This window comes from Cupriavidus sp. 05L411 (assembly GCF_056398045.1).
This window is the reverse complement of record NZ_JBFTOQ010000027.1, coordinates 40,675-61,381: the sequence shown is the minus strand read 5'-3', so window position 1 is coordinate 61,381 and position 20,707 is coordinate 40,675. Positions and strand designations below refer to the sequence as shown.

Genomic DNA, 20,707 nt, shown 5'->3' with positions numbered 1-20,707 from the left:
CATTGTTTCATCACATTTGCGTTGCAGGCTTCGGTGATCTCTACTGAAAAAGCGAAGCTCAAGGTTCAGTAGGCCCGCCAGTTTGCCGCAAGATCACCTGCCACTGGATCGACTCCGACCGGATCGCCGTCGCAAAGGCTTCCGGCGAATCGCGCAACGGCGTCAGGCCGGCAGCCAGCAGGCGATCCCGCACCTCGCGCTCACCCATGACGCCGTCCAGCTCGCCGGCGATCCGTGCCACGATGGCATGCGGTGTATTGGCCGGGGCAATGACGCCATACCAGGCCGCCGCGCCGTAGCCATCCACCCCCGACTCCTGCAGCGTGGGCACCGTGGGCGCCAGTTGCGAACGCGCCACACCAGTCACACCGAGCAGGCGCAAATTGCCGCTTTTGACTTGGGCCTGTATGGAAGCAAACGCGCAGAAGCAAGCGCTGACGCGCCCAGCCAGCATCTCCTGCACCACCGCCGCCTCGCCCTTGGCCGTAACTAGCGGCACCCCGTTCGGCACACCATGCACAGCGTATTGGGCATAGAGGTGCGAGGGGCTGCCGGCCTGGCCGGAACCGTAGCTGTAGGATCCCGGACTGGCATTGACCGCGGCGAGCCATTGCTGCGGCGTGCGCATCGGCAGACGCGCATCGATCACCAGGAACAGCGGCATGGTCGCGACCCGCGCCACCGGCGTGAAGTCGCGCACTACGTCATAAGGCACCGGCTCCAGGCCAGGCTGGATCAGCATGGTGGCCTGGTGGAACAGCAGGGTATGCCCGTCGGAACTGGCCTTGGCCACCACATCTCCCGCCGTGGTGCCGCCCGCACCGGGCCGGTTGTCGACGTCGACAGGTACGCCGAGGCGTACCGCCAGGCGCTCGGCCAGCAGGCGCGCCACGGCATCCGGCACGCCACCGGCCGGAAAAGGCACAATCAGGCGAATGGGTCGGACGGGAAACGATATCGGGCGCGCTGACGCCGCCGCCGGGGTAGCCGGCACGGTGGCCGGTCGGGCCAGACCCGGCCCGCTCGCGGCAAGCAGCAGGGCAGCGAGGAACAGCGGATGCCAGACGTGCGAAAACAACTGCGGACAAGCCGGCATGGCAGCGGGGTGAAGCAACTTCGCCTTACCTCGCCAAAGCCGCGAAACAATGCGCACTTCGGACATCAATTCCTCCGGGCCACTGGCATCACCGTGGCGTCTTGATCGGCTGAAAAGGGATTAGCGAGGCAGTCTTTGTTTTCTTTGTTTTAATTGTCAGGTCATTCTACGAAGAATGCCCAAAACCGCACAGACCACGTTAACCATAGCCGGGACAACCCTGTGAGCATGGCTGGGCGCGGATCTCCGGGCGTCCACGGCGCCTGTGCTTCGACGCCGCCTATAATCGCCCGTCATGCGTGAATACACTCCTCGGCCCATGCTGGCCACCGACCTGCCCGCCGTGCTGGAAATCCAGGCCCAGTGCTATCGCGGCATGCTGCTCGAGTCCGCCGCAGCCCTCGGCAGCCGCCTGGCGCTGTCGCCCGCCACTTGCTGGGTGACCGCCGGCCGGGACGGCGAGCTGGCAGCCTATCTGTTTACCCACATGTGGCCCCAGGACGGCCTGCCAGCACTCGACGGGGTGCTGGAGCGGCATTGGGAACGCGCAGGCGAGCCGGCCAGCGCGTTGACCTGGTTCGTGCACGATATGGCGGTGGCACCCGCGGGCCAGGGCTGCGGCCTGGCGCCAACGCTCTACGCCGCGGCCCGCGCGGCCGCGCTCGATGCCGGATTGCGCTCGTCGCGGCTGGTCGCAGTGCAATCGGCTGCGGCATGGTGGCGCAGACTCGGGTACGAGAATTTGACGCCTCCCAGCGCTGCCGTGTCCGCCAAGCTGTCGGCTTACGGCGACGATGCCGTGCTGATGGGCCGTACGCTGCAGCCAGGCTGAGCGCGTCGCCGTAAAAAAACCCGCCCGGCTTGCGCGGGGCGGGTCTTGCGACGCGATCAACGCGTCACGGCATCAGCACTTCGGCGCTTTAGCGCGGCAGCTCGGAATGCCCCATCAGGAAGGCATCGACCGAACGCGCGGCCTGGCGACCTTCGCGGATCGCCCACACCACCAGCGACTGGCCGCGGCGCACGTCGCCAGCGGCGAACACCTTGGGCACGTTGGTGTGATAAGCGCGATCGCCTTCGGTGCTGGCACGGGCGTTCTTGCGCGCATCGGTATCCACGCCGAAAGCGGAGAGCAGCGAGCCCACCGGGTTGGTGAAGCCCATGGCCAGCAGCACGAGATCCGCCTTAAGGATGAACTCGCTGTCCGGCACTTCCTGCATCTTGCCGTCCTTCCATTCGACGCGGCAGGCCTTGAGCGCGGTGATCTTGCCGTTTTCACCAATGAATTCCTTGGTGGCAACGGACCAGTCGCGATTGCAGCCTTCGTCGTGCGAGGACGAGGTGCGCAGCTTGATCGGCCAGTACGGCCACACCAGCGCCTTGTTCTCTTCTTCCGGCGGCTGCGGCAGCAGCTCGAACTGGATGATCGATTCCGCGCCGTGGCGGTTCGACGTACCTACGCAGTCGGAGCCGGTATCGCCGCCACCGATCACGATCACGTGCTTGCCATCGGCGCGCAGCGCGTTGGGCTCGTCGCCGGCCACTTCCTTGTTCTGCGGGATCAGGAATTCCAGCGCGTAATGGATACCGTCGAGGTCGCGCCCCGGGACCGGCAGGTCGCGCGGCACTTCCGAGCCACCCGCCAGCACCACGGCGTCGAACTGGTCTTGCAGGGCCTGGGCCGAGATGGTTTCACGCGCATAGTTCTTGATGCCGGCCGGCAGCTCGCCGTCGGTCACCATCACGCCGGCGCGGAAGGTCACGCCTTCGGCCTGCATCTGTTCCATGCGGCGGTCGATCAGCCACTTCTCAAGCTTGAAGTCGGGRATGCCRTAGCGCAGCAGSCCRCCGATGCGGTCGTTCTTCTCGAACACGGTSACGTCATGGCCRGCRCGCGCCAGTTGCTGGGCGACGGCCATGCCGGCRGGGCCGGARCCAACCACGGCMACGGTCTTGCCGGTCTTGTGCTTGGGCGGCTGCGGGGCAACCCAGCCCTCGTCCCAGGCCTTGTCGATGATGGCGTGCTCGATCGACTTGATGCCGACCGGTGCTTCATTGATGCCCAGCGTGCAGGCAGCTTCGCACGGTGCCGGACAAATGCGGCCCGTGAACTCGGGGAAGTTGTTGGTCTGGTGCAGCACCTCGATCGCCGACTTCCAGTCCTGGCGATACACCAGGTCGTTGAAGTCGGGGATGATGTTGTTGACCGGGCAGCCGTTGTTGCAGAACGGGATGCCGCAGTCCATGCAGCGCGCGCCCTGGATCTTCGCTTCGCTGTCGGACAGCGCGAATACGAATTCCTTGTAGTGCTTCACGCGCTTGGTTACGGGCTCGTAACCTTCGTTCTGGCGCGGAAATTCGAGAAAGCCAGTCGCCTTACCCATGTTGCGTCCTTGGTCATGCTGAGCGGCACCGGCGCATGCGCCGGCCCCGCTGTGAGGTCAGTATCTTGTGAGGCCGCGCGAATCCGCGACAGCGCTCATGCTTGGTCGGGCTCGCTGCCCTGCCCCTGGGGCTCAGGCGGCGATGGCTTCCCGGTCGCTGTCTTTCGCTTCCTGCTCCTTGGCGTACATCTCGCCCAGTGCGCGCTTGTACTCGGTCGGGAAGACCTTGACGAACTTGCGGCGTGCCGTGGTCCAGTCGGCCAGCAATGCTTTGGCGCGCTCTGAGCCCGTGAAGCGGAAATGCTGCTCGATCAAGCCCTTGAGGATGACTTCGTCAAGCTGGCGCTGGCCGCCCATCTTGTGCCAGGAAGCGGGCGACTGGCCCTTCTCCTGGTCTGCCGCCGCCAGCACCGTTTCCAGTGCCACCATCGAGGTGTTGCAGCGCTTGTCGAACAGGCCGTCCTCGTCATAGACATAGGCCATGCCGCCCGACATGCCGGCCGCGAAATTGCGCCCGGTGCCGCCCAGCACCACCACGGTGCCGCCGGTCATGTACTCGCAGCCATGGTCGCCCGTGCCTTCCACCACCGCGGCCGCGCCGGAGTTGCGCACCGCGAAGCGCTCGCCTGYCACGCCATTGAAGAAGGCTTCACCGGCAATCGCGCCGTACAGCACGGTGTTGCCCACGATGATGTTGCGTGTCGGGTCGCCGCGGAACTCATGCGGAGCGCGCACGATCACGCGGCCGCCGGACAGGCCCTTACCCACGTAGTCGTTGCCGTCGCCCACCAGGTCCAGCGTGACGCCGTGCGCCAGGAACGCGCCGAAGGACTGGCCGGCGGTGCCTTGCAACTGGATGTGGATGGTGTCGTCAGGCAGGCCTTCATGGCCATACTGCTTGGCCACCACGCCCGAGAGCATCGCACCGACGGTACGGTTGACGTTCTTCACCGGCTGGATGAACGACACGCGCTCCCCCTTGTCGATGGCCAGGCGAGCCTTGGCGATCAGCACGTGGTCCAGCGCCTTGCCGGCTTCCAGCGACAGGCCGTGGTCCTGCACGTCGGTATGGAAGCGCGGCAGCTCGGCGGGGAACGGTGCCTGGTAGAACACGCGGGTGAAATCAAGGCCGCGCGCCTTCCAGTGCTCGATGCCGGGCTTGGTGTCGAGCAGGTCGGCGCGGCCGATCAGCTCGTCGAACGTGCGGATGCCCAGTTGCGCCATGATCTCGCGGGCTTCTTCGGCGATGAAGAAGAAGAAGTTCACCACGTGCTCGGGCTTGCCCTGGAATTTCGCGCGCAGCGCCGGATCCTGCGTAGCCACGCCCACCGGGCAGGTGTTCAGGTGGCACTTGCGCATCATGATGCAGCCTTCGGCCACCAGCGGTGCGGTAGCGAAGCCGAACTCGTCGGCGCCCAGCAGCGCGCCGATGACGACGTCGCGGCCGGTCTTCATCTGGCCGTCGGCCTGCACGCGGATACGGTTGCGCAAGCCATTGAGCATCAGCGTCTGCTGCGTCTCGGCCAGGCCCAGCTCCCACGGCGTGCCGGCATGCTTGATCGACGACAGCGGCGATGCGCCGGTGCCGCCGTCATGGCCGGCGATCACCACGTGATCGGCCTTGGCCTTGGCCACGCCCGCGGCCACGGTGCCCACGCCCACTTCGGACACGAGCTTGACCGAGATATCGGAGGCCGGATTGACGTTCTTCAGGTCGTGGATCAGCTGCGCCAGATCTTCGATCGAGTAGATGTCATGGTGCGGGGGCGGCGAGATCAGGCCCACTCCCGGCACCGAGTAGCGCAGCTTGCCGATGTAGTCCGAGACCTTGTGGCCGGGCAGCTGGCCACCTTCGCCGGGCTTGGCGCCCTGTGCCATCTTGATCTGGATCTGGTCGGCGGACGCCAGGTATTCGGCGGTCACGCCGAAACGGCCCGAGGCCACCTGCTTGATCTTCGAGCGCAGCGAGTCGCCAGCCTGCAGTTCCTGGTCGCGCACCACGGCTTCGGTGCCCAGCAGGCCCTGCAGCGTGTCGCCTTGCTTGATGGGGATGCCGCGCAGCTCGTTGCGGTAGCGGTTCGCGTCCTCGCCGCCTTCACCGGTGTTGGACTTGCCGCCGATGCGGTTCATCGCGACGGCCAGCGTGGCGTGGGCTTCGGTGGAGATCGAGCCCAGCGACATGGCGCCGGTAGCAAAGCGCTTGACGATCTCCTTGGCCGGTTCTACTTCTTCCAGCGCAATGGCGCGGGTCGGATCGACCTTGAACTCGAACAGGCCGCGCAGCGTCATGTGACGGCGGCTCTGGTCGTTGATGATGTTGGCGTATTCCTTGTACGTCTGGTACGCGCCCTTGCCGTCGTCGGCGCGCACGGCGTGCTGCAGCTTGGCCACCGAGTCCGGGGTCCACATATGCGCTTCGCCGCGGACGCGGTAGGCGTACTCGCCGCCGGTCTCCAGCATGGTGTCCAGCACCGGGTTGTCGCCGAAGGCGTCCTGATGCAGGCGCAGCGCTTCCTCGGCCACCTCGAAGATGCCGATGCCTTCGACATTCGTTGCGGTGCCATGGAAGTACTTCTGCACCAGCTCGCGCGACAGGCCGATGGCTTCGAAGATCTGCGCACCGGTGTACGACATGTAGGTGGAGATGCCCATCTTGGACATCACCTTCTGCAGGCCCTTGCCGATCGCCTTGACGAAGTTCTTGACCGCCTTCTCGGGCGACAGGTCGCCGGACAGGCCTTGTGCCATGTCGGCCAGCGTTTCCATCGCCAGGTACGGGTGCACGGCTTCGGCGCCGTAGCCGGCCAGCAGCGCGAAGTGATGCACCTCGCGCGCCGTGCCGGTTTCCACCACCAGGCCGGCCGAGGTACGCAGGCCCTTGTCCACCAGGTGGTGGTGGATGGCGGACGTTGCCAGCAGCGCGGGGATGGCCACATGCTCCGCATCGACGCGGCGGTCCGAGACGATCAGGATGTTGTAGCCCGAGCGCACGGCATCCACGGCTTCCGCGCACAGCGAGGCCAGGCGGGCTTCGATGCCTTCCTTGCCCCATGCCTGCGGGTAGCAGATGTTCAGTTCATACGAACGGAACTTGCCGCCGGTGTAGTGCTCGATATTGCGGATCTTGGCGATGTCCTTGAAGTCCAGCACGGGCTGGGACACTTCGAGGCGCATCGGCGGGTTGATGTTGTTCAGCTCGAGCAGGTTGGGCTTGGGTCCGATGAAGGACACCAGCGACATCACCATGTTCTCGCGGATCGGGTCGATCGGCGGGTTGGTGACCTGGGCGAACAGCTGCTTGAAGTAGTGGTACAGCGTCTTGTTCTTGGACGACAGCACGGCCAGCGGGCTGTCATTGCCCATCGAGCCGGTGGCTTCCTCGCCGGCCAGCGCCATCGGCGCCATCAGGAACTTGACGTCTTCCTGCGTGTAGCCGAAGGCTTGCTGGCGGTCCAGCAGGCGTGCGTCCGGCTTCTTCTCGGCTGCCACGTCCTCGGGCTTGGCATCCAGCTCGTCGAGCTTGATGCGCACGGCGTCGATCCAGCTCTTGTAGGGCTTGGCGTTGGCCAGGTTGTCCTTGAGTTCCTTGTCGTCGATGATGCGGCCTTGCTCCATGTCGATCAGGAACATCTTGCCCGGCTGGAGGCGCCATTTCTGCACGATGCGCGACTCGGGGAACGGCAGCACGCCGGCTTCCGAAGCCAGCACCACGATGTCGTCCTCAGTCACGTAGAAACGTGCCGGGCGCAGGCCGTTACGGTCCAGCGTGGCGCCGATCTGGCGGCCATCGGTGAAGCAGATCGCGGCGGGGCCGTCCCAGGGCTCCATCATGGCAGCGTGGTACTCGTAGAAGGCGCGGCGGTTGTCGTCCATCATGGTGTGCTGTTCCCAGGCTTCCGGGATCATCATCATCATGGCGTGGACGAGCGGGTAGCCAGCCATCGTCAGCAGTTCGAGGCAGTTGTCGAACGATGCCGTGTCCGACTGGCCGGGATAGATCAGCGGCCACAGCTTGGGCAGGTCGTCGCCCAGCACCGGCGACGAGATCGCGCCGGTCCGTGCGTTGACCCAGTTCACGTTGCCCTTGACCGTGTTGATTTCGCCGTTGTGGGCGACCATGCGGTACGGGTGGGCCAGTTCCCAGGCCGGGAAGGTATTGGTGGAGAAGCGCTGGTGCACCAGGGCCAGGGCCGAGACGGCGCGTGGGTCCTGCAGGTCCAGGTAGTACTCGCCAACTTGCGTTGCCAGCAGCAGGCCCTTGTACACGACCGTGCGCGCCGACATCGAGGGCACGAAGTATTCCTTGCCGTGCTTGAGCTTGAGCGCCTGGATGGCGTGGCTGGCGGTCTTGCGGATCACATAGAGCTTACGTTCCAGCGCGTCCGTGGTCATGATGTCGCGGCCGCGACCGATGAAGATCTGGCGGATCACCGGCTCGGTGGTGCGCACCGTCGGCGACATCGGCATGGCGGCGTCCACCGGCACATCGCGCCAGCCCAGCACGACCTGGCCTTCCAGGCGCACGGTGCGCTCGAGCTCTTGCTCGCAGGCCAGGCGGGAGGCGTGCTCCTTCGGCAGGAAGATCATGCCCACGCCGTACTCGCCGGACGGCGGCAGGGTCACGCCCTGCTTGGCCATGTCTTCGCGGTAGAACTGGTCCGGGATCTGGATCAGGATACCGGCACCGTCGCCCATCAGCGCATCGGCGCCGACCGCGCCGCGGTGATCCAGGTTTTCCAGGATCTTCAGGCCTTGCTGGACGATCTCATGGCTCTTCTTGCCCTTGATATGGGCAACCATGCCGACGCCGCAGGCGTCTTTTTCATTGGCGGGGTCGTACATGCCCTGGGCTTGCGGACGCGAGGCAGGCGCGTGCGCAGCGGCGGCAGACTCTGCGGCCTGCGCTTGGGCCATCGTTTGCTTTGATTGGGATTGCGATTGGTCCACGGGCTTGATTCCGGTGAGGGCTGCGAGCCAGCAAGGCAGACCGGAACGGGGACCGCACTCTTCCACCGGGGCCGGTTGAAAACCGGGGACGGGGAACCAGAGAGACAGCGGGGCCGCAGCGGCGTACACAGGCGTGACGCGCCGCACAATGAATGTGGGTGGAGGAACTATAAAAGAATCGTACGCGTCCCGCAAAATTTTTAAATGGGGTCAGATAATATTAAGCCTCGCACCACAACAGGGATGGTCTTTATTTGGGGACAGATAAAGAATGGTGCATCGCGGGGCACGCGTTGCTGATCTCGCCGCGGTCGAGCGCGCCGTACTTCACACGCCCGGCACGAGGCTAGACCGTGTCCGGCTCAGACTCCTTGTCCATTGCGGATCGGCCCGCCGGGCGGCCCTTGGGCAACGGCTGCACGCGCCGCCCGCCCTGGCGCTCCAGTTGCGCAAGGAAGGCCGCGTCACCCAGAGGCCAGCCGCTATGCGCGTGGCGGCGAAGTGTGGCCAGCGTCATCGACGACAGCCCTTCAGCGGTGACGGCACGGTAGTTGGATTGGCGCTCGAACGGCGTATTGCCCAGCGCCCAGTACGCAGAGTGATCGCTCACAAAGGGGCTGGCCTCGATGCCCGCATGGTGGCGATAGCTGCTCCAGCGATCCCCTTCGGCCGAGATCACCTCGCCGGCACGCACGGCGTTGCCCTCCACGTACTGCATGGCCGGCAGCATCCAGGCAGCGGGATCGAATACCGCCGAGCGAAAGCGGCCATCCCACAACGTGCCGGTACGGTCCGCGACCCGGTTGAAATAGCGCGCGTAGCGGCGCCCTACCGCTTGCATGGTGAGGCTAAGCGAATCGGCATGCCTGGGGGTTGCCACGAGGTGGACATGATTCGGCCGCAAGGCGTAGGCGTGGATCGCCAGATCGTGCTCCCGCGCGGCCATGCGCAGGCAGTCCAGGTAGTGGAGGTAGTCGTCGGTGCCAAGGAAGACGGGCTGACGATTGTTGCCGCGTTGCAACACCAGCGCCGGCAGCGAAGCCGGAGAGAAACGAGGAAGTCGGGCCATGATGGGCGAAGGGAATCGGCGATAGGTGCTTGCCGGTCGGATGGCTCAAACGGAAGCGATGCCCGATGATAGCGCAGCCGCAGCCTGATCCGTCCCCAATTTTCCCACTGGCCGCGCTGGCCTAACTGCMTTCGTCGACAGCAAAAATGCGGCGGTGCTCCCGGATCGCATAGCGGTCGGTCATGCCGGCGATGTAGTGCGAGATCAGCCGGGACGGGTCACGGCCTTGCCCCGCCTGGTACTGCGGCGGCAGCAGGCGCGGATCCGCCATGAAGACATCGAACAGGTCGGTGATGATGCGCTGGGCCTTGGAGGACATGCGCATCACCAGGTAATGGCGATAGAGATGGCGGAACAGGAAACGCTTGAGCGCCGCCGCTTCCTCGCGCACCGGCGCGCTGAAGGCCACCAGCGGGCCTGCAGCTCGTACGGCCTCGATGTTGCGCGGGTTGGCGGCGGCAATGTTCTGGCTGGTGGTTTCGATCAGGTCGACGATCAGTGTGTTGATCATGCGGCGCACGGTTTCGTTGATCACGCGCCGCCCGTTGATACCGGGAAATGCCGCCATCGCCTCGGCGCGATGGCGCCCCCACATCGGCACTTCGTCCATCTGCTCAAGCGTGAGCAGCCCGGAGCGCAGGCCGTCGTCGATATCGTGGTTGTTGTAGGCGATCTCGTCGGCCAGGTTGGCCAGCTGGGCCTCCAGCGAGGGCTGCGTTCCCTCCAGAAAGCGCCGGCCCAGTTCGCCAAGCGCAGAGGCATTGACGCGCGAGCAATGCTTGAGCACGCCCTCACGCGTCTCGAACGTCAGGTTGAGCCCGTTGAAGCCGCCATAACGTTCCTCCAGCTCATCCACCACCAGCAGGCTCTGCAGGTTGTGCTCGAAGCCCCCGTGGTTCTTCATGCAGTTGTTCAGCGCATCCTGGCCAGCATGGCCGAAGGGCGTGTGGCCAAGATCGTGCGCCAGCGAAATGGCTTCGACCAGGTCCTCGTTCAGGCGCAGGTTGCGGGCGATGGAGCGAGCGATCTGCGCCACTTCCAGGCTATGGGTGAGCCGGGTGCGGAACAGGTCACCTTCATGATTGACGAAGACCTGGGTCTTGTACTCGAGCCGCCGGAAGGCCGTGCTGTGGATGACGCGGTCGCGGTCGCGCTGGAATTCCGTGCGCGAGGACGAGGCCGGTTCGGCATGCACCCGCCCAAGTGTCTGCGCGGAGCGGGCGGCATAGGGAGCGAGATGGCTTTCGAGGTCGGTCATGCGGCAATCCGGTCAGGCGTCCGGCCGGGTGGCGGTGCGCCGCCCGGCCGGCGTTGCAAGGCACAACCGATCGCGTCAGGCGACCGGCGCCTCGGTAGGCGGCCTGAGCACCGCGTGCTGCAAGGTAGCGCGCAGGTCAGGGTCTGGCACAGTGGTGATGAAGGCTTCGCCCAGCTTCCTGAGCAGGATGAACTTGATGCTGCCGGCTTCTGCCTTCTTGTCCACTTTCATCAGTTCGATGTAGCGGTCGGTGCCCAGTTCCGGCGCAACCACCGGCAGCATGGCGGCGCGGATAAGGTGCACCACGCGCGCACGCGTTTCGGTGTCGATGAAGCCGAGCCGGTGCGACAGGTCCGCCGCCATCACCATGCCGCAACCCACGGCCTCGCCGTGCAGCCACTCGCCGTAGCCCATGCCAGCCTCGATCGCGTGGCCGAAGGTGTGGCCAAAATTAAGCATGGCGCGCAGGCCGCCCTCGCGCTCGTCCTGGGCCACCACGGCGGCCTTGATCTCGCAGGAGCGCTTGACCGCCAGCGCCATGATGTCCGGGTCGCAGGCGTTGAGCGCGCGGATATTGCGCTCGATCCAGCCGAAATACCCGGCATCGGCCATGGCGCCGTGCTTGATCACCTCGGCCAGGCCCGCCGCGAGCTCGCGCTCCGGCAGCGTGCGCAGGGTGTCGATGTCGGCAATCACCGCATTGGGCTGGTGGAAGGCACCGATCATGTTCTTGCCGAGCGGGTGATTGATGCCGGTCTTGCCGCCCACCGACGAATCCACCTGCGAGAGCAGGGTCGTGGGCACTTGCACGAACGGCACGCCGCGCATGTAGCAGGCAGCGGCGAACCCGGTCATGTCGCCCACCACGCCGCCGCCCAGGGCGATCAGCGTGGTCTTGCGGTCGGCGCCCGCACTGAGCAGCGCGTCGAAGATCAGGTTGAGCGTTTCCCACTGCTTGAAGGCTTCGCCGTCGGGCAGGGTCACGGTGCGCACGGTCTTGCCAAGCGCCGCCAGGCTGGCCTGGACGCGTGCGGCGTACATCGGCCCTACGGTCTCATTGGTGACGATGACGGCATGCTGGCCACGCACATGGGGGCGGAACAACTCAGTCTGGTCGAGCAGGCCGGTGCCGATATGGATGGGGTAGCTGCGCTCCCCGAGGCTGACTTCAAGGGTGATCATTGTGATTCTGGTCCTGCGCCGGGAGGTTGTCCGCGCACTCGCCGTCTGCCCCTTCGGGTTCTTCGGCGGCAACGGTGAAACCGGCCATTTCAAGTTGCATCAGCACCATATTAGCAAGCTGCGCCACCGAAGGCTTGCCGGTTTCGATGATGAAATCCGCCACCTCGCGGTAAAGCGGGTCCCGCTCGCCATAGAGCGTTTCCAGCCGCCCCTTGGGGTCTTCGGTCTGCAGCAGCGGGCGATTGCGGTCGTGGCGGGTGCGCAGCCACAGGTCGTGCGGGCTGGCGCGCAGGTAGACCACGGTGCCGCGCGCCTTCAGGTGAGCGCGATTCTCCGGGCGCAGCACGGCGCCGCCGCCGGTGGCCAGCACGATGCCGCGGCGCTGGGTCAGCTCGTCGATCGCCTGTGCCTCGCGGTCGCGAAAGCCCGCTTCACCCTCATGTTCGAAGATGATCGGGATACGCACGCCGCAACGCGCCTCGAGTTCGTGATCCGAATCGAAGAACGGGTAGTTCAGGCGCCGGGCCACGGTACGGCCGACGGTGGTCTTGCCGGCACCCATCAGGCCAACAAAGAAAAGGTTCGGGCGGGTGACTGTCACTGGCGTGTCGGGCGGGAGCCGGGTCTCTGGCCGGCCCTCGCGGTGGAAAACTGCATCATCTTCTTATGTTGGGACGATCCGGGCAAGTGGCGAGGCGCAATCGGCACAAGGCAACCCGCCTCGCGACACGCCTTGCGCGCCGGCCACATGCATCTTCGCCCAACCTCTCTAGCCCGCCTGGACAATAAAAAAAGCCGCATCGGAACGATGCGGCCTGTCAGTCTACTGCATCCGGCGCGAGCGGGCGCTATTTCAGCGACACGCTGTCGTTAAGCACGCGTGGCGTCAGGAACACCAGCAGCTCGGTCCGGTTGTTGACCTTGGCGTTGTCCTTGAACAGGTTGCCAAGGATCGGGATGTCCCCCAGCAATGGCACCTTGTTCACATTGGTGGACTCGGTCTGGCTATAGATGCCGCCAATCACCACCGTGCCACCGTTCTCCACCAGCACCTGCGTCTGCACGTGCTTGGTGTCGATGGCGAAGCCCGAGGTGGTCTGGATGCCCACGCTGTCCTTGTTGACGTCGACGTCCAGCAGCACATTGCCTTCCGGCGTGATCTGCGGCGTGACTTCCAGCTTCAGGTTGGCCTTGCGGAACTGCACCGAGGTGGCGCCACTGGAGGTGGCGGCCTGGTAGGGCAACTCTGTCCCTTGCTCGATCAGCGCCTTGATATTGTTGGCGGTGACCACGCGCGGGCTGGAGATGATCTTGCCCCGCCCGTCCGCTTCCAGCGCGGACAGTTCGAGCGCCAGGAAACGGCCGGCCGTGTTGCTGAACAGGCTGACCGCGACCGAGCCCGGGTTGACGCCGTTGATCGCCGCCGCCGGCAAGCTCAGCGCCGGGCCGTTGTCCCAGGTTGCGTTCTGCGTCACCGGGCTGACCACATTGGTGTAGGTGTTGCCGTAGCCGGCACCCGCCGTCTTGGAGGCAAAGCCCAGCTTGACGCCCAGGTTGCGGCTGAAGGTATCGTTAGCCTCGACGATGCGCGCCTCGATGATGACCTGGCGCACCGGGATGTCGATCTTGCCGAGGAAACTCTGCACCTCTTCGAGCTTGGTCGCGATATCGGACACGAACAGCTGGTTGGTACGGGGATCGGCCGTCAGCGAGCCACGCTTGGACAGCATGCGGGTGTTACTGGCAGCCGCACCGCCTATGCCGACTGCCCCGACAGCGCCCACGCTGCCCAACGCGCCCGCGCCGCCGACACCGCCGGCACCCGCCGCGGCCAGCCCGAGCAGCATGCGCCGCACGTCTTCGGCACGCTGGTAGTTCAGCTGGAACACCTGGCTGCGGATCGGCTCGAGGTCATTGATCTGCTGCTGCGATTCGAGCTCGAGCTTTTCCTTGGTGGCCAGCTCGGCCTTGGGCGCCACCCACAACACATTGCCGTTGCGGCGCGAGGCCAGTCCCTTGGCATCGAGCACGATCTGCAGCGCCTGGTCCCAGGGCACATCCTTCAGGCGCAGCGTCAGGTTGCCCTGCACGCTTTCGCTGGTGATGATGTTGAGGTTGGTGAAATCGGCAAACACCTGCAGCAGCGAGCGGATATCGATGTTCTGGAAGTTCAGCGAGAGCCGCTCGCCGCGAAAGCCTGCCCCGCTGATCAGCTTGGCCGGATCTTCCTTGACCGGGCGCACCTCCACCACGAACTGCGTATCGGTCTGGTAGGAGCTGTACTCCCAGTTGCCGCGCGGCTCGATGGTGAGGCGGGTGCTGCCGTTGTTGTCGCTCGCGCGCATGCCCTGCACCGGTGTGCCGAAATCCGTCACGTCAAAGCGCCTGCGCATGCCGTCGGGCAGCGATGTATTGAGGAAATCGACCACCACGTTCTGGCCCTGCTGCGCGATATTGATGCCGGAGTCGCGCGAGGAAAGATCCACCACGATGCGGCCAGCGCCATCCTGGCCACGGCGGAAATCGATATTGCGCACGGTCGGCCGCATCGCCGGCACTACCGGCGCCTGCGCCGAGCTGGGGGCGAACGTCGGTACAGCCGCACGGGCAGTCGGGGCGACATTATCGAGCAGCACCACGAACAGGTTGCCGCGCACCTCGGTGCGGTAGCTGGCCACGCGGGTCAGGTCGAGGATCACACGGGTGCGATCGCCGATCTGGACCACATTGGCGCTCTTGAGCAGCTTGCCGCCGAAGTCATATTGCGCTCGCCCGGCCGCGAAGCCGGTATCGAGAAAGTCGATGGCGAGCTTGGGCGGATTCTGCGTGGTGAAGTCGGCCGGTTTTTGCGCCGGCGGCCCCTGCATCTCGACCGTGAACACGGTCTGCTCGCCCACCGTAGTGGCATCGACGCGCTTGATGGCGTTGCCCGGCGTCGGTTGCGCCAGTGCAGCCGGCGCGGCCAATACCAGCGTCATCATTGCGGCGCCCGCAAGCGCCCGGTACCAGCGACCCATGATCATGCCGACCCCTCCAGCTTCAGGCTGGTCATTTTCTCTTTCCACTCGGCTACCCCTTCCCGGACCAATTCGCGCAACACGATCTCCTGATCGTTGATGCGGACCACCCGGCCGTAATTCTGGCCGAGATACTGCCCCACCTTGACGTGGTGGATCTTGTTATCTACCTGCACGACGCCGTAGGTCTCGCCGCTCTTCTTCATGGCGCCCAGCATCTTGAAGTTCTCCAGCGGGAAATCCTCCAGCGGCTCGCGCCGGCGGCCGGATTCCGGCGACTCGGACAGGACCCGGTTCAGGTCGCCGATCTTGTTCTGGGCAAAGGGCTCGGGCGCGCTGCGGCCAGCGTAGTCGCGCGGCACGTAGGGCTTGGGTTCGGGCAGCGGMGCCGGCGGCGGCGCCTTGGCAGCCTGGGCTTGTGCCATCCACTGGCGCAGGCCATCTTCCTCGCTGCCCCCGCAGGCTGCCAACAGCGCGGCGCCGATCAGCGCGCAAGCGCAGGCACGCAGGCACGAAGCCTGGATCGCTGGCATCATTTCTTTGCTCCCGCGGCCGTCTTGGCCGCCGCGGCTTCCGCCTTGCGCTGCGCCGCCTGTTCGTCAGGGTCCAGCGCGCGGTAGGCCATGGCCGTGGCTTCCATCGTCAGCCCGCCATCCTTGCCGGTGGTGAACTGCAGCCCCTGCATCGAGACGATGCGCGAGAGCGCGGCAACATCGGCGTTGAACTGGGCCACGTCGTGGTAGCGGCCGGTGACCTTCAGGTTGACCGGGATCTCGGCAAAGTAGGGCTTGATCACGGCGGCTTGCGGCTTGAACAACTCGAACTGCAGGCCGCGCGCCACGCCAGCGTGATTGACGTCGGCCAGCAACGCGTCCATCTCGGTCTTGTTGGGCAACTGGCGCTCGACCAGTGCCACGCGCTGCTCCACTTCCGCCTTTTGCTTGCGCAGCGCATCCAGGTTGGCCACCTGCGCCACCTTGCTCAGGTAGGACTGCTTCAGGGTGTCCTGCTCGGCATGCCGGCGATCGAGATCCTCGAGCTTGCCGCTCCAGTAGAACTGCCAGCCCAGCAGCAGCACCAGCACCGCAGCCAGCACCGCGAACAGCACGCGCGGGGCGGCCGGCCAGGTTTCCGGCTCATTGAGGTTCAGGCCACGAAACTGCGCGGTAAGATCGTTCAGCGTGGCGAGCGAGATTTCGCTATTGAGTGCCATGGTCAGCCCTTTCCGCCTGCTGGCGCACTCGCGCCGGCGAGGCCGGCCTTGCCCTTCTTGCCGTCCTCCGGCGCTTCCGGCGCACGATAGGCAAAGCGCATGGAGAAATCGAACAGGCGCCGCTGCTCGCGCAGGTTGTTGGTCATCATCACGGCCTTGGATTCGCCCAGCTCGGCCTTGTCCAGCCACTGCACCTGGCTAAGGTTGCGCAGCAACTCCGACACGCGCTCGTTCGACTGCGCGATGCCGGTCACGGTAAAGGCGTCGCCGGTCTGCTTGAGGGTGGTCAGGTACACGCCTTCGGGCACCTGGCGCACCAGTTCCTCCAGCAGCTGCACGGGACGGTTGCGCTCGTTCTGCAGGCCCTCGATGGCCTTCTGCCGCTGCAGCAGCCCTTCGATATCCTTGCGCAGCGTATTGACCTCGCGGATCTGGCCGTCCATGCGGTTGTTCTCTGCGAGGAGCACCTGGTTCAGGCTGGACACGGCATCGACACGGCGATCGATGTACATGCCGCCCAGCAGCACCACCAGCGCGCCGGCGCCGGCCGCGCCGCCCAGCAGGGCGTAGACCTTCTTGCGCCGCGAGGCCCTGCGGGCTTCGTGGTAAGGCAGCAGATTGACTGTCGGGATCGAATTGGTAGACATGCGGCTTCCCTCGCTGGCTTACTGCAGGCCGCGCAGCGCAAGCCCGGCGCTCACGATGTAGGCCGGCAGGTCGCGCTGCAGATAGCGCTCGTTGACCTTGACGGCTGTCATCATGTTGGCAAAGGGGTTGGCCAGCGTGGTGGTGATCTCGGTTTGCTGCTCGATCGCGGCTTGCACGCCGACCAGCGACGCATGGCCACCGGAGAGCAGGATCTCGTCGACCCGGCCGATGCTCGAAGCTGACAGGAAGTTGCGCACGGCGCCTTGCACCTCCACCGCCAGCGCCTCCAGGGAGGGCTTGAGCAACTGGGTGCGCCAGGCTTCGGGCAGCGTATTCTTGCGCTTCTTGATCTCGGCCTTGAGCGCGTCCAGCGTAAACATGCGCGCCGCGCTCTGGGTGAGCTGGTCGCCGTAGCTGTTGAGCGGCTGCTCGTAGAGCTCTTTCCAGCCTTGGTAGAAGATCGCCTTGGAGCGGCTGCCGCCAAGGTGGATCACGGCCACCACGGGCAGTTCCTTGGCGTCGGTGGCGCTGATGTCGGCGGACACGCCCAGCATCTGCACCACGGAGCGCTGCACCGCGTATTCCTCGACGTCCATCACGTACGGCTTGAGCCCGGCCATTTCGGCAGCGGTCACGCGCTCCTGCACACGGTCGCTGTTTGCCGCGGTAACGCGCACGCCGATGCCGCCCTCGGTTTCACTGGGGCCGATCACGGCGAAATCGAAATTGACGGCCTGCGATGGCGGATAGAGGCGATGCGCCTCGGATTCCACCTGGACGTAGAGCTCGTCCTCGGACAGGTTGTCCGGCAGGCTGACGGTCTGCGATTCGGTCAGCATCGAAGGCACGCCGAGCACCACCTCCTTGGTGCGGATGCCGGCTTTGCCGAGGGCGCGCTTGAGAGCGATGCCAACGGCTTCGATATTGACCACGTTGCCATCGGCAACGGCATTACGGTCCAGCAGTTCGCTGGCACATTTTTCCAGCCGATAGTCGTTCTTGCCACTGCCCACGGACAGCTCGACTACCTTAACGCTGGACGACCCGATGTCAACGCCGACCGTCGTACGGCGCAACAACCCCGACAAGATACCTCGCCGCAAGGTGACCCCCTGACCGTTGAACTCGCCTTGGCTTGGTTGCTCTAATTTGGCGAGTCTGTATTGTTTCTTGGATGAAACGTTTTGCTCTTTTAGTTGGTGGATTCTCACCAAAAAACGGGGCGCTGGCAATGTGCCGGTTTGACCACGATTGCTTTTCATCAACGCCCCTCACAAAGCGTTGCCAAAATCCGACGGTGCCCTTCGCCCTACCCACTTTGCCCATCTTTTCGTTTCATGCAGATCTCAATCCCATTACATCTTGTAACAGCGCGATAGCGGCTTGCGCGCCACAGCGCGCCGGGAGCGGAGTATCCCGGGAGATATAATCCCGGCACCTCTAACTAGGTATTTCCCTTATGGCCACAGCACAACAGAAGCCGTCCCTACCTGCCCGACGTCCGATCTGGATGCGGCTAACCTTTTGGGCCCTGGGCCTGCTGGTGGCCGGGATCGTGGCGGTGGCACTGCTGGTGGGATACGCGCTGCTGGTGGCCGCGCCCAACCTGCCATCGCTCGACACCATCACGGATTACCGCCCGAAGATCCCATTGCGGATCTACACGGCCGACAACGTGCTCATCGGTGAGTTCGGCGAAGAACGGCGCAATTTCGTGCCGATTGCGGAAATACCGGACGTGATGAAGAAGGCCGTGCTGGCCATCGAGGACGATCGCTTCTACGAACACGGCGGCGTCGACTTCGTCGGCGTGCTGCGCGCCGGGCTGGCCAACCTGCGCGGCGGCCTGTCGCAGGGCGCCTCCACCATCACCATGCAGGTGGCGCGCAACTTCTTCCTCTCCAGCGAGAAGACGTACACCCGCAAGCTGTATGAAATGCTGCTGGCCTACAAGATCGAGGCCAACCTGTCCAAGGACCAGATACTCGAGCTGTACATGAACCAGATCTACCTGGGGCAGCGCGCCTATGGCTTTGCCAGCGCGGCACGGGTGTATTTCGGCAAGTCGATCAAGGACGTCACGCCGGCCGAGGCCGCCATGCTGGCCGGCCTGCCCAAGGCGCCGTCGGCCTACAACCCGGTGGTCAACCCCAAGCGCGCCAAGGTACGCCAGGAATACATCCTGCAGCGCATGCGCGACCTGCGCTACCTCACGCCCGAGCAATACGACCAGGCCATCCACGAAGAACTGAAGGTGCGCGGCGAGGGCAATGAGTTCTCCACCCACGCCGAGTACGTGGCCGAGATCGTGCGCCAGTTGATGTACGCGCAATACCGCGAGGAAACCTACACCCGCGGCCTGACGGTCTACACCACGCTGAACAAGCCCGACCAGGACGCCGCCTATGAGGCGGTGCGCTCGGGCATCATGAATTACGAGCGCCGCCACGGCTACCGTGGCCCCGAGGCCTTTATCGACCTGCCCGCCGGCGCGGACGAGCGCGAGCAGGCCATCGACGACGCACTGCTGGAGCACCCGGGCAGCGACGACCTGCGCTCGGCCGTGGTCACCAGCGTGACGGCCAAGCAGGTCACCGCCACGCTGCTGTCCGGCGAAGTCGCCACCATCGAAGGCCAGGCGCTGCGCTTCATCGCGCCGTCGCTGGCGGCCAATGCGCAACCCAAGGCCAAGATCCGGCCGGGTGCGATCATCCGCGTGACRCAGGACGAAAARGGCGCRTGGWCGGTCACGCAGYTGCCGGAAGTATCCGCGGCCTTTGTCTCGCTCAACCCGGAAGACGGCGAGATCCGCTCGATGGTTGGCGGTTTCGATTTCAACCGCAACAAGTTCAACCACGTGACGCAAGCCTGGCGCCAGCCCGGCTCCAGCTTCAAGCCGTTCATCTACTCCGCGGCGCTGGAAAAGGGGTTCTCCCCCGCCACTGTGATCAATGACGCGCCGCTGTCGATCAGCGATAACGGTGGCCAGGTCTGGGAGCCGAAGAACTACGACGGCAAGTTCGAAGGCCCGATGACCATGCGCCGCGCGCTGGCAAAGTCCAAGAACCTGGTGTCGGTGCGCATCCTGCGCGCCATCGGCACCCAGTACGCCCAGGACTACATCACGCGCTTCGGCTTCGATGCCGACAAGCACCCTGCCTACCTGCCGATGGCGCTGGGCGCGGGAAGCGTCACGCCGCTGCAGATGGCCGGCGCCTACTCGGTGTTTGCCAACGGCGGCTACCGCGTCAATCCCTACCTGATCCAGAAGGTTGTCGATGCGCGCGGCAATGTGATCTCCGAAACCAAGCCCCAGCGCGCCGGCGCGGATGCGGTACGCGTGCTGGATGCCCGCACCGCCTTTATCGCCGACACCATGCTGCGCGACGTGGTACGCACCGGCACGGCCAACAGCGCCAAGCAGCGCCTGGGCCGCAACGACCTGGCCGGCAAGACCGGCACCACCAACGACGCCGTCGACGCCTGGTTCGCTGGCTACACGCCCAAGCTGGTGGCCATCGCCTGGATGGGCTACGACCAGCCCAAGAGCCTGGGTGTGCGCGAGACCGGCGGTGGCCTCGCGCTGCCAATCTGGGTGGGCTACATGGGCAAGATGCTCAAGGGCGTACCGGAACTCCCCGAACGCCAGGCCCCGGAAGGCGTGGTCATGGTGGGCGGCGACTGGACCTTCGAGGAAAACGCGGGCGGCGCTGGCGTGGCTTCGGTTGGCCTGGGCGATCCGTGGCCTGGCAAGCCGGACGAAAGCACGCAATCGCCCGCCGACGTCGAGGCAGAGAAGAAGCGCATCCTGGAAATGTTCGGCGGCGGCTGAGGGGCACCGCCGGGACAGCTTCCCGCCAATGAAAAAGCCGGCTTCGCGCCGGCTTTTTTCA

Annotated in this window: 14 protein-coding genes; 2 read left to right on the top strand and 12 right to left on the bottom strand. The window is 65.2% G+C overall.

Going from position 1 to position 20,707, the window contains the following annotated elements:
* Window positions 1-58: 58 nt before the first annotated feature.
* On the bottom strand, window positions 59-1,162 hold the full coding sequence (locus AC1DQR_RS27015; protein ID WP_416049830.1) for a tripartite tricarboxylate transporter substrate binding protein: 1,104 nt from the start codon (window positions 1,160-1,162) through the stop codon (window positions 59-61).
* Window positions 1,163-1,391: 229 nt separating this feature from the next.
* Between AC1DQR_RS27015 and AC1DQR_RS27010 the strand changes: the two genes are divergently transcribed.
* Window positions 1,392-1,928 carry a GNAT family N-acetyltransferase gene (locus AC1DQR_RS27010; protein ID WP_416049831.1) on the top strand — a complete coding sequence of 179 codons (537 nt, stop codon included), beginning with the start codon at window positions 1,392-1,394 and terminating at the stop codon, window positions 1,926-1,928.
* Window positions 1,929-2,016: 88 nt separating this feature from the next.
* Here the strand turns inward: AC1DQR_RS27010 and AC1DQR_RS27005 are convergent, their stop codons facing one another.
* From AC1DQR_RS27005 to pilM, 11 genes are all read right to left on the bottom strand, one after another.
* Window positions 2,017-3,480, bottom strand: coding sequence for a glutamate synthase subunit beta (locus tag AC1DQR_RS27005; RefSeq protein WP_416049832.1), 1,464 nt, complete (start codon window positions 3,478-3,480; stop codon window positions 2,017-2,019).
* A gap of 132 nt (window positions 3,481-3,612) precedes the next feature.
* Window positions 3,613-8,394, bottom strand: a complete 4,782-nt coding sequence (locus AC1DQR_RS27000; protein WP_477134071.1) for a glutamate synthase-related protein — start codon at window positions 8,392-8,394, stop codon at window positions 3,613-3,615.
* A gap of 379 nt (window positions 8,395-8,773) precedes the next feature.
* Complete coding sequence (locus AC1DQR_RS26995; RefSeq protein WP_416049834.1) at window positions 8,774-9,496, bottom strand: transposase; 723 nt, start codon at window positions 9,494-9,496, stop codon at window positions 8,774-8,776.
* A gap of 121 nt (window positions 9,497-9,617) precedes the next feature.
* On the bottom strand, window positions 9,618-10,754 hold the full coding sequence (locus AC1DQR_RS26990) for a deoxyguanosinetriphosphate triphosphohydrolase (RefSeq protein ID WP_477134070.1): 1,137 nt from the start codon (window positions 10,752-10,754) through the stop codon (window positions 9,618-9,620).
* 75 nt (window positions 10,755-10,829) lie between these two features.
* Window positions 10,830-11,936: a 3-dehydroquinate synthase gene (gene aroB / locus AC1DQR_RS26985; protein ID WP_416049835.1), complete on the bottom strand. Its 1,107-nt coding sequence runs from the start codon at window positions 11,934-11,936 to the stop codon at window positions 10,830-10,832.
* Window positions 11,923-12,537: a shikimate kinase gene (locus AC1DQR_RS26980; protein ID WP_043350282.1), complete on the bottom strand. Its 615-nt coding sequence runs from the start codon at window positions 12,535-12,537 to the stop codon at window positions 11,923-11,925. Before AC1DQR_RS26980 ends, aroB begins: the two co-directional genes overlap by 14 nt.
* Window positions 12,538-12,784: 247 nt before the next feature.
* Complete coding sequence (locus tag AC1DQR_RS26975) at window positions 12,785-14,959, bottom strand: type IV pilus secretin PilQ (RefSeq protein ID WP_477134069.1); 2,175 nt, start codon at window positions 14,957-14,959, stop codon at window positions 12,785-12,787.
* Entirely contained in the window at window positions 14,956-15,486 is a 531-nt protein-coding gene (locus AC1DQR_RS26970; protein WP_416050397.1) for a pilus assembly protein PilP, read from the bottom strand. Before AC1DQR_RS26970 ends, AC1DQR_RS26975 begins: the two co-directional genes overlap by 4 nt.
* The gene (locus AC1DQR_RS26965; RefSeq protein ID WP_183034191.1) at window positions 15,486-16,166 is read right to left on the bottom strand and encodes a type IV pilus inner membrane component PilO; all 681 of its coding nucleotides are present in this window, start codon (window positions 16,164-16,166) and stop codon (window positions 15,486-15,488) included. The genes AC1DQR_RS26970 and AC1DQR_RS26965 overlap by 1 nt, the downstream gene beginning before the upstream one ends.
* Window positions 16,167-16,168: 2 nt before the next feature.
* Window positions 16,169-16,813, bottom strand: coding sequence for a PilN domain-containing protein (locus tag AC1DQR_RS26960; RefSeq protein ID WP_477134068.1), 645 nt, complete (start codon window positions 16,811-16,813; stop codon window positions 16,169-16,171).
* Between the two features lie 18 nt (window positions 16,814-16,831).
* Window positions 16,832-17,902: a type IV pilus assembly protein PilM gene (gene pilM / locus AC1DQR_RS26955; RefSeq protein ID WP_416049837.1), complete on the bottom strand. Its 1,071-nt coding sequence runs from the start codon at window positions 17,900-17,902 to the stop codon at window positions 16,832-16,834.
* A 371-nt stretch (window positions 17,903-18,273) separates the two neighbouring features.
* Between pilM and AC1DQR_RS26950 the strand changes: the two genes are divergently transcribed.
* Window positions 18,274-20,646: a penicillin-binding protein 1A gene (locus tag AC1DQR_RS26950; protein WP_477134067.1), complete on the top strand. Its 2,373-nt coding sequence runs from the start codon at window positions 18,274-18,276 to the stop codon at window positions 20,644-20,646.
* The last annotated feature ends 61 nt before the right edge of the window (window positions 20,647-20,707 follow it).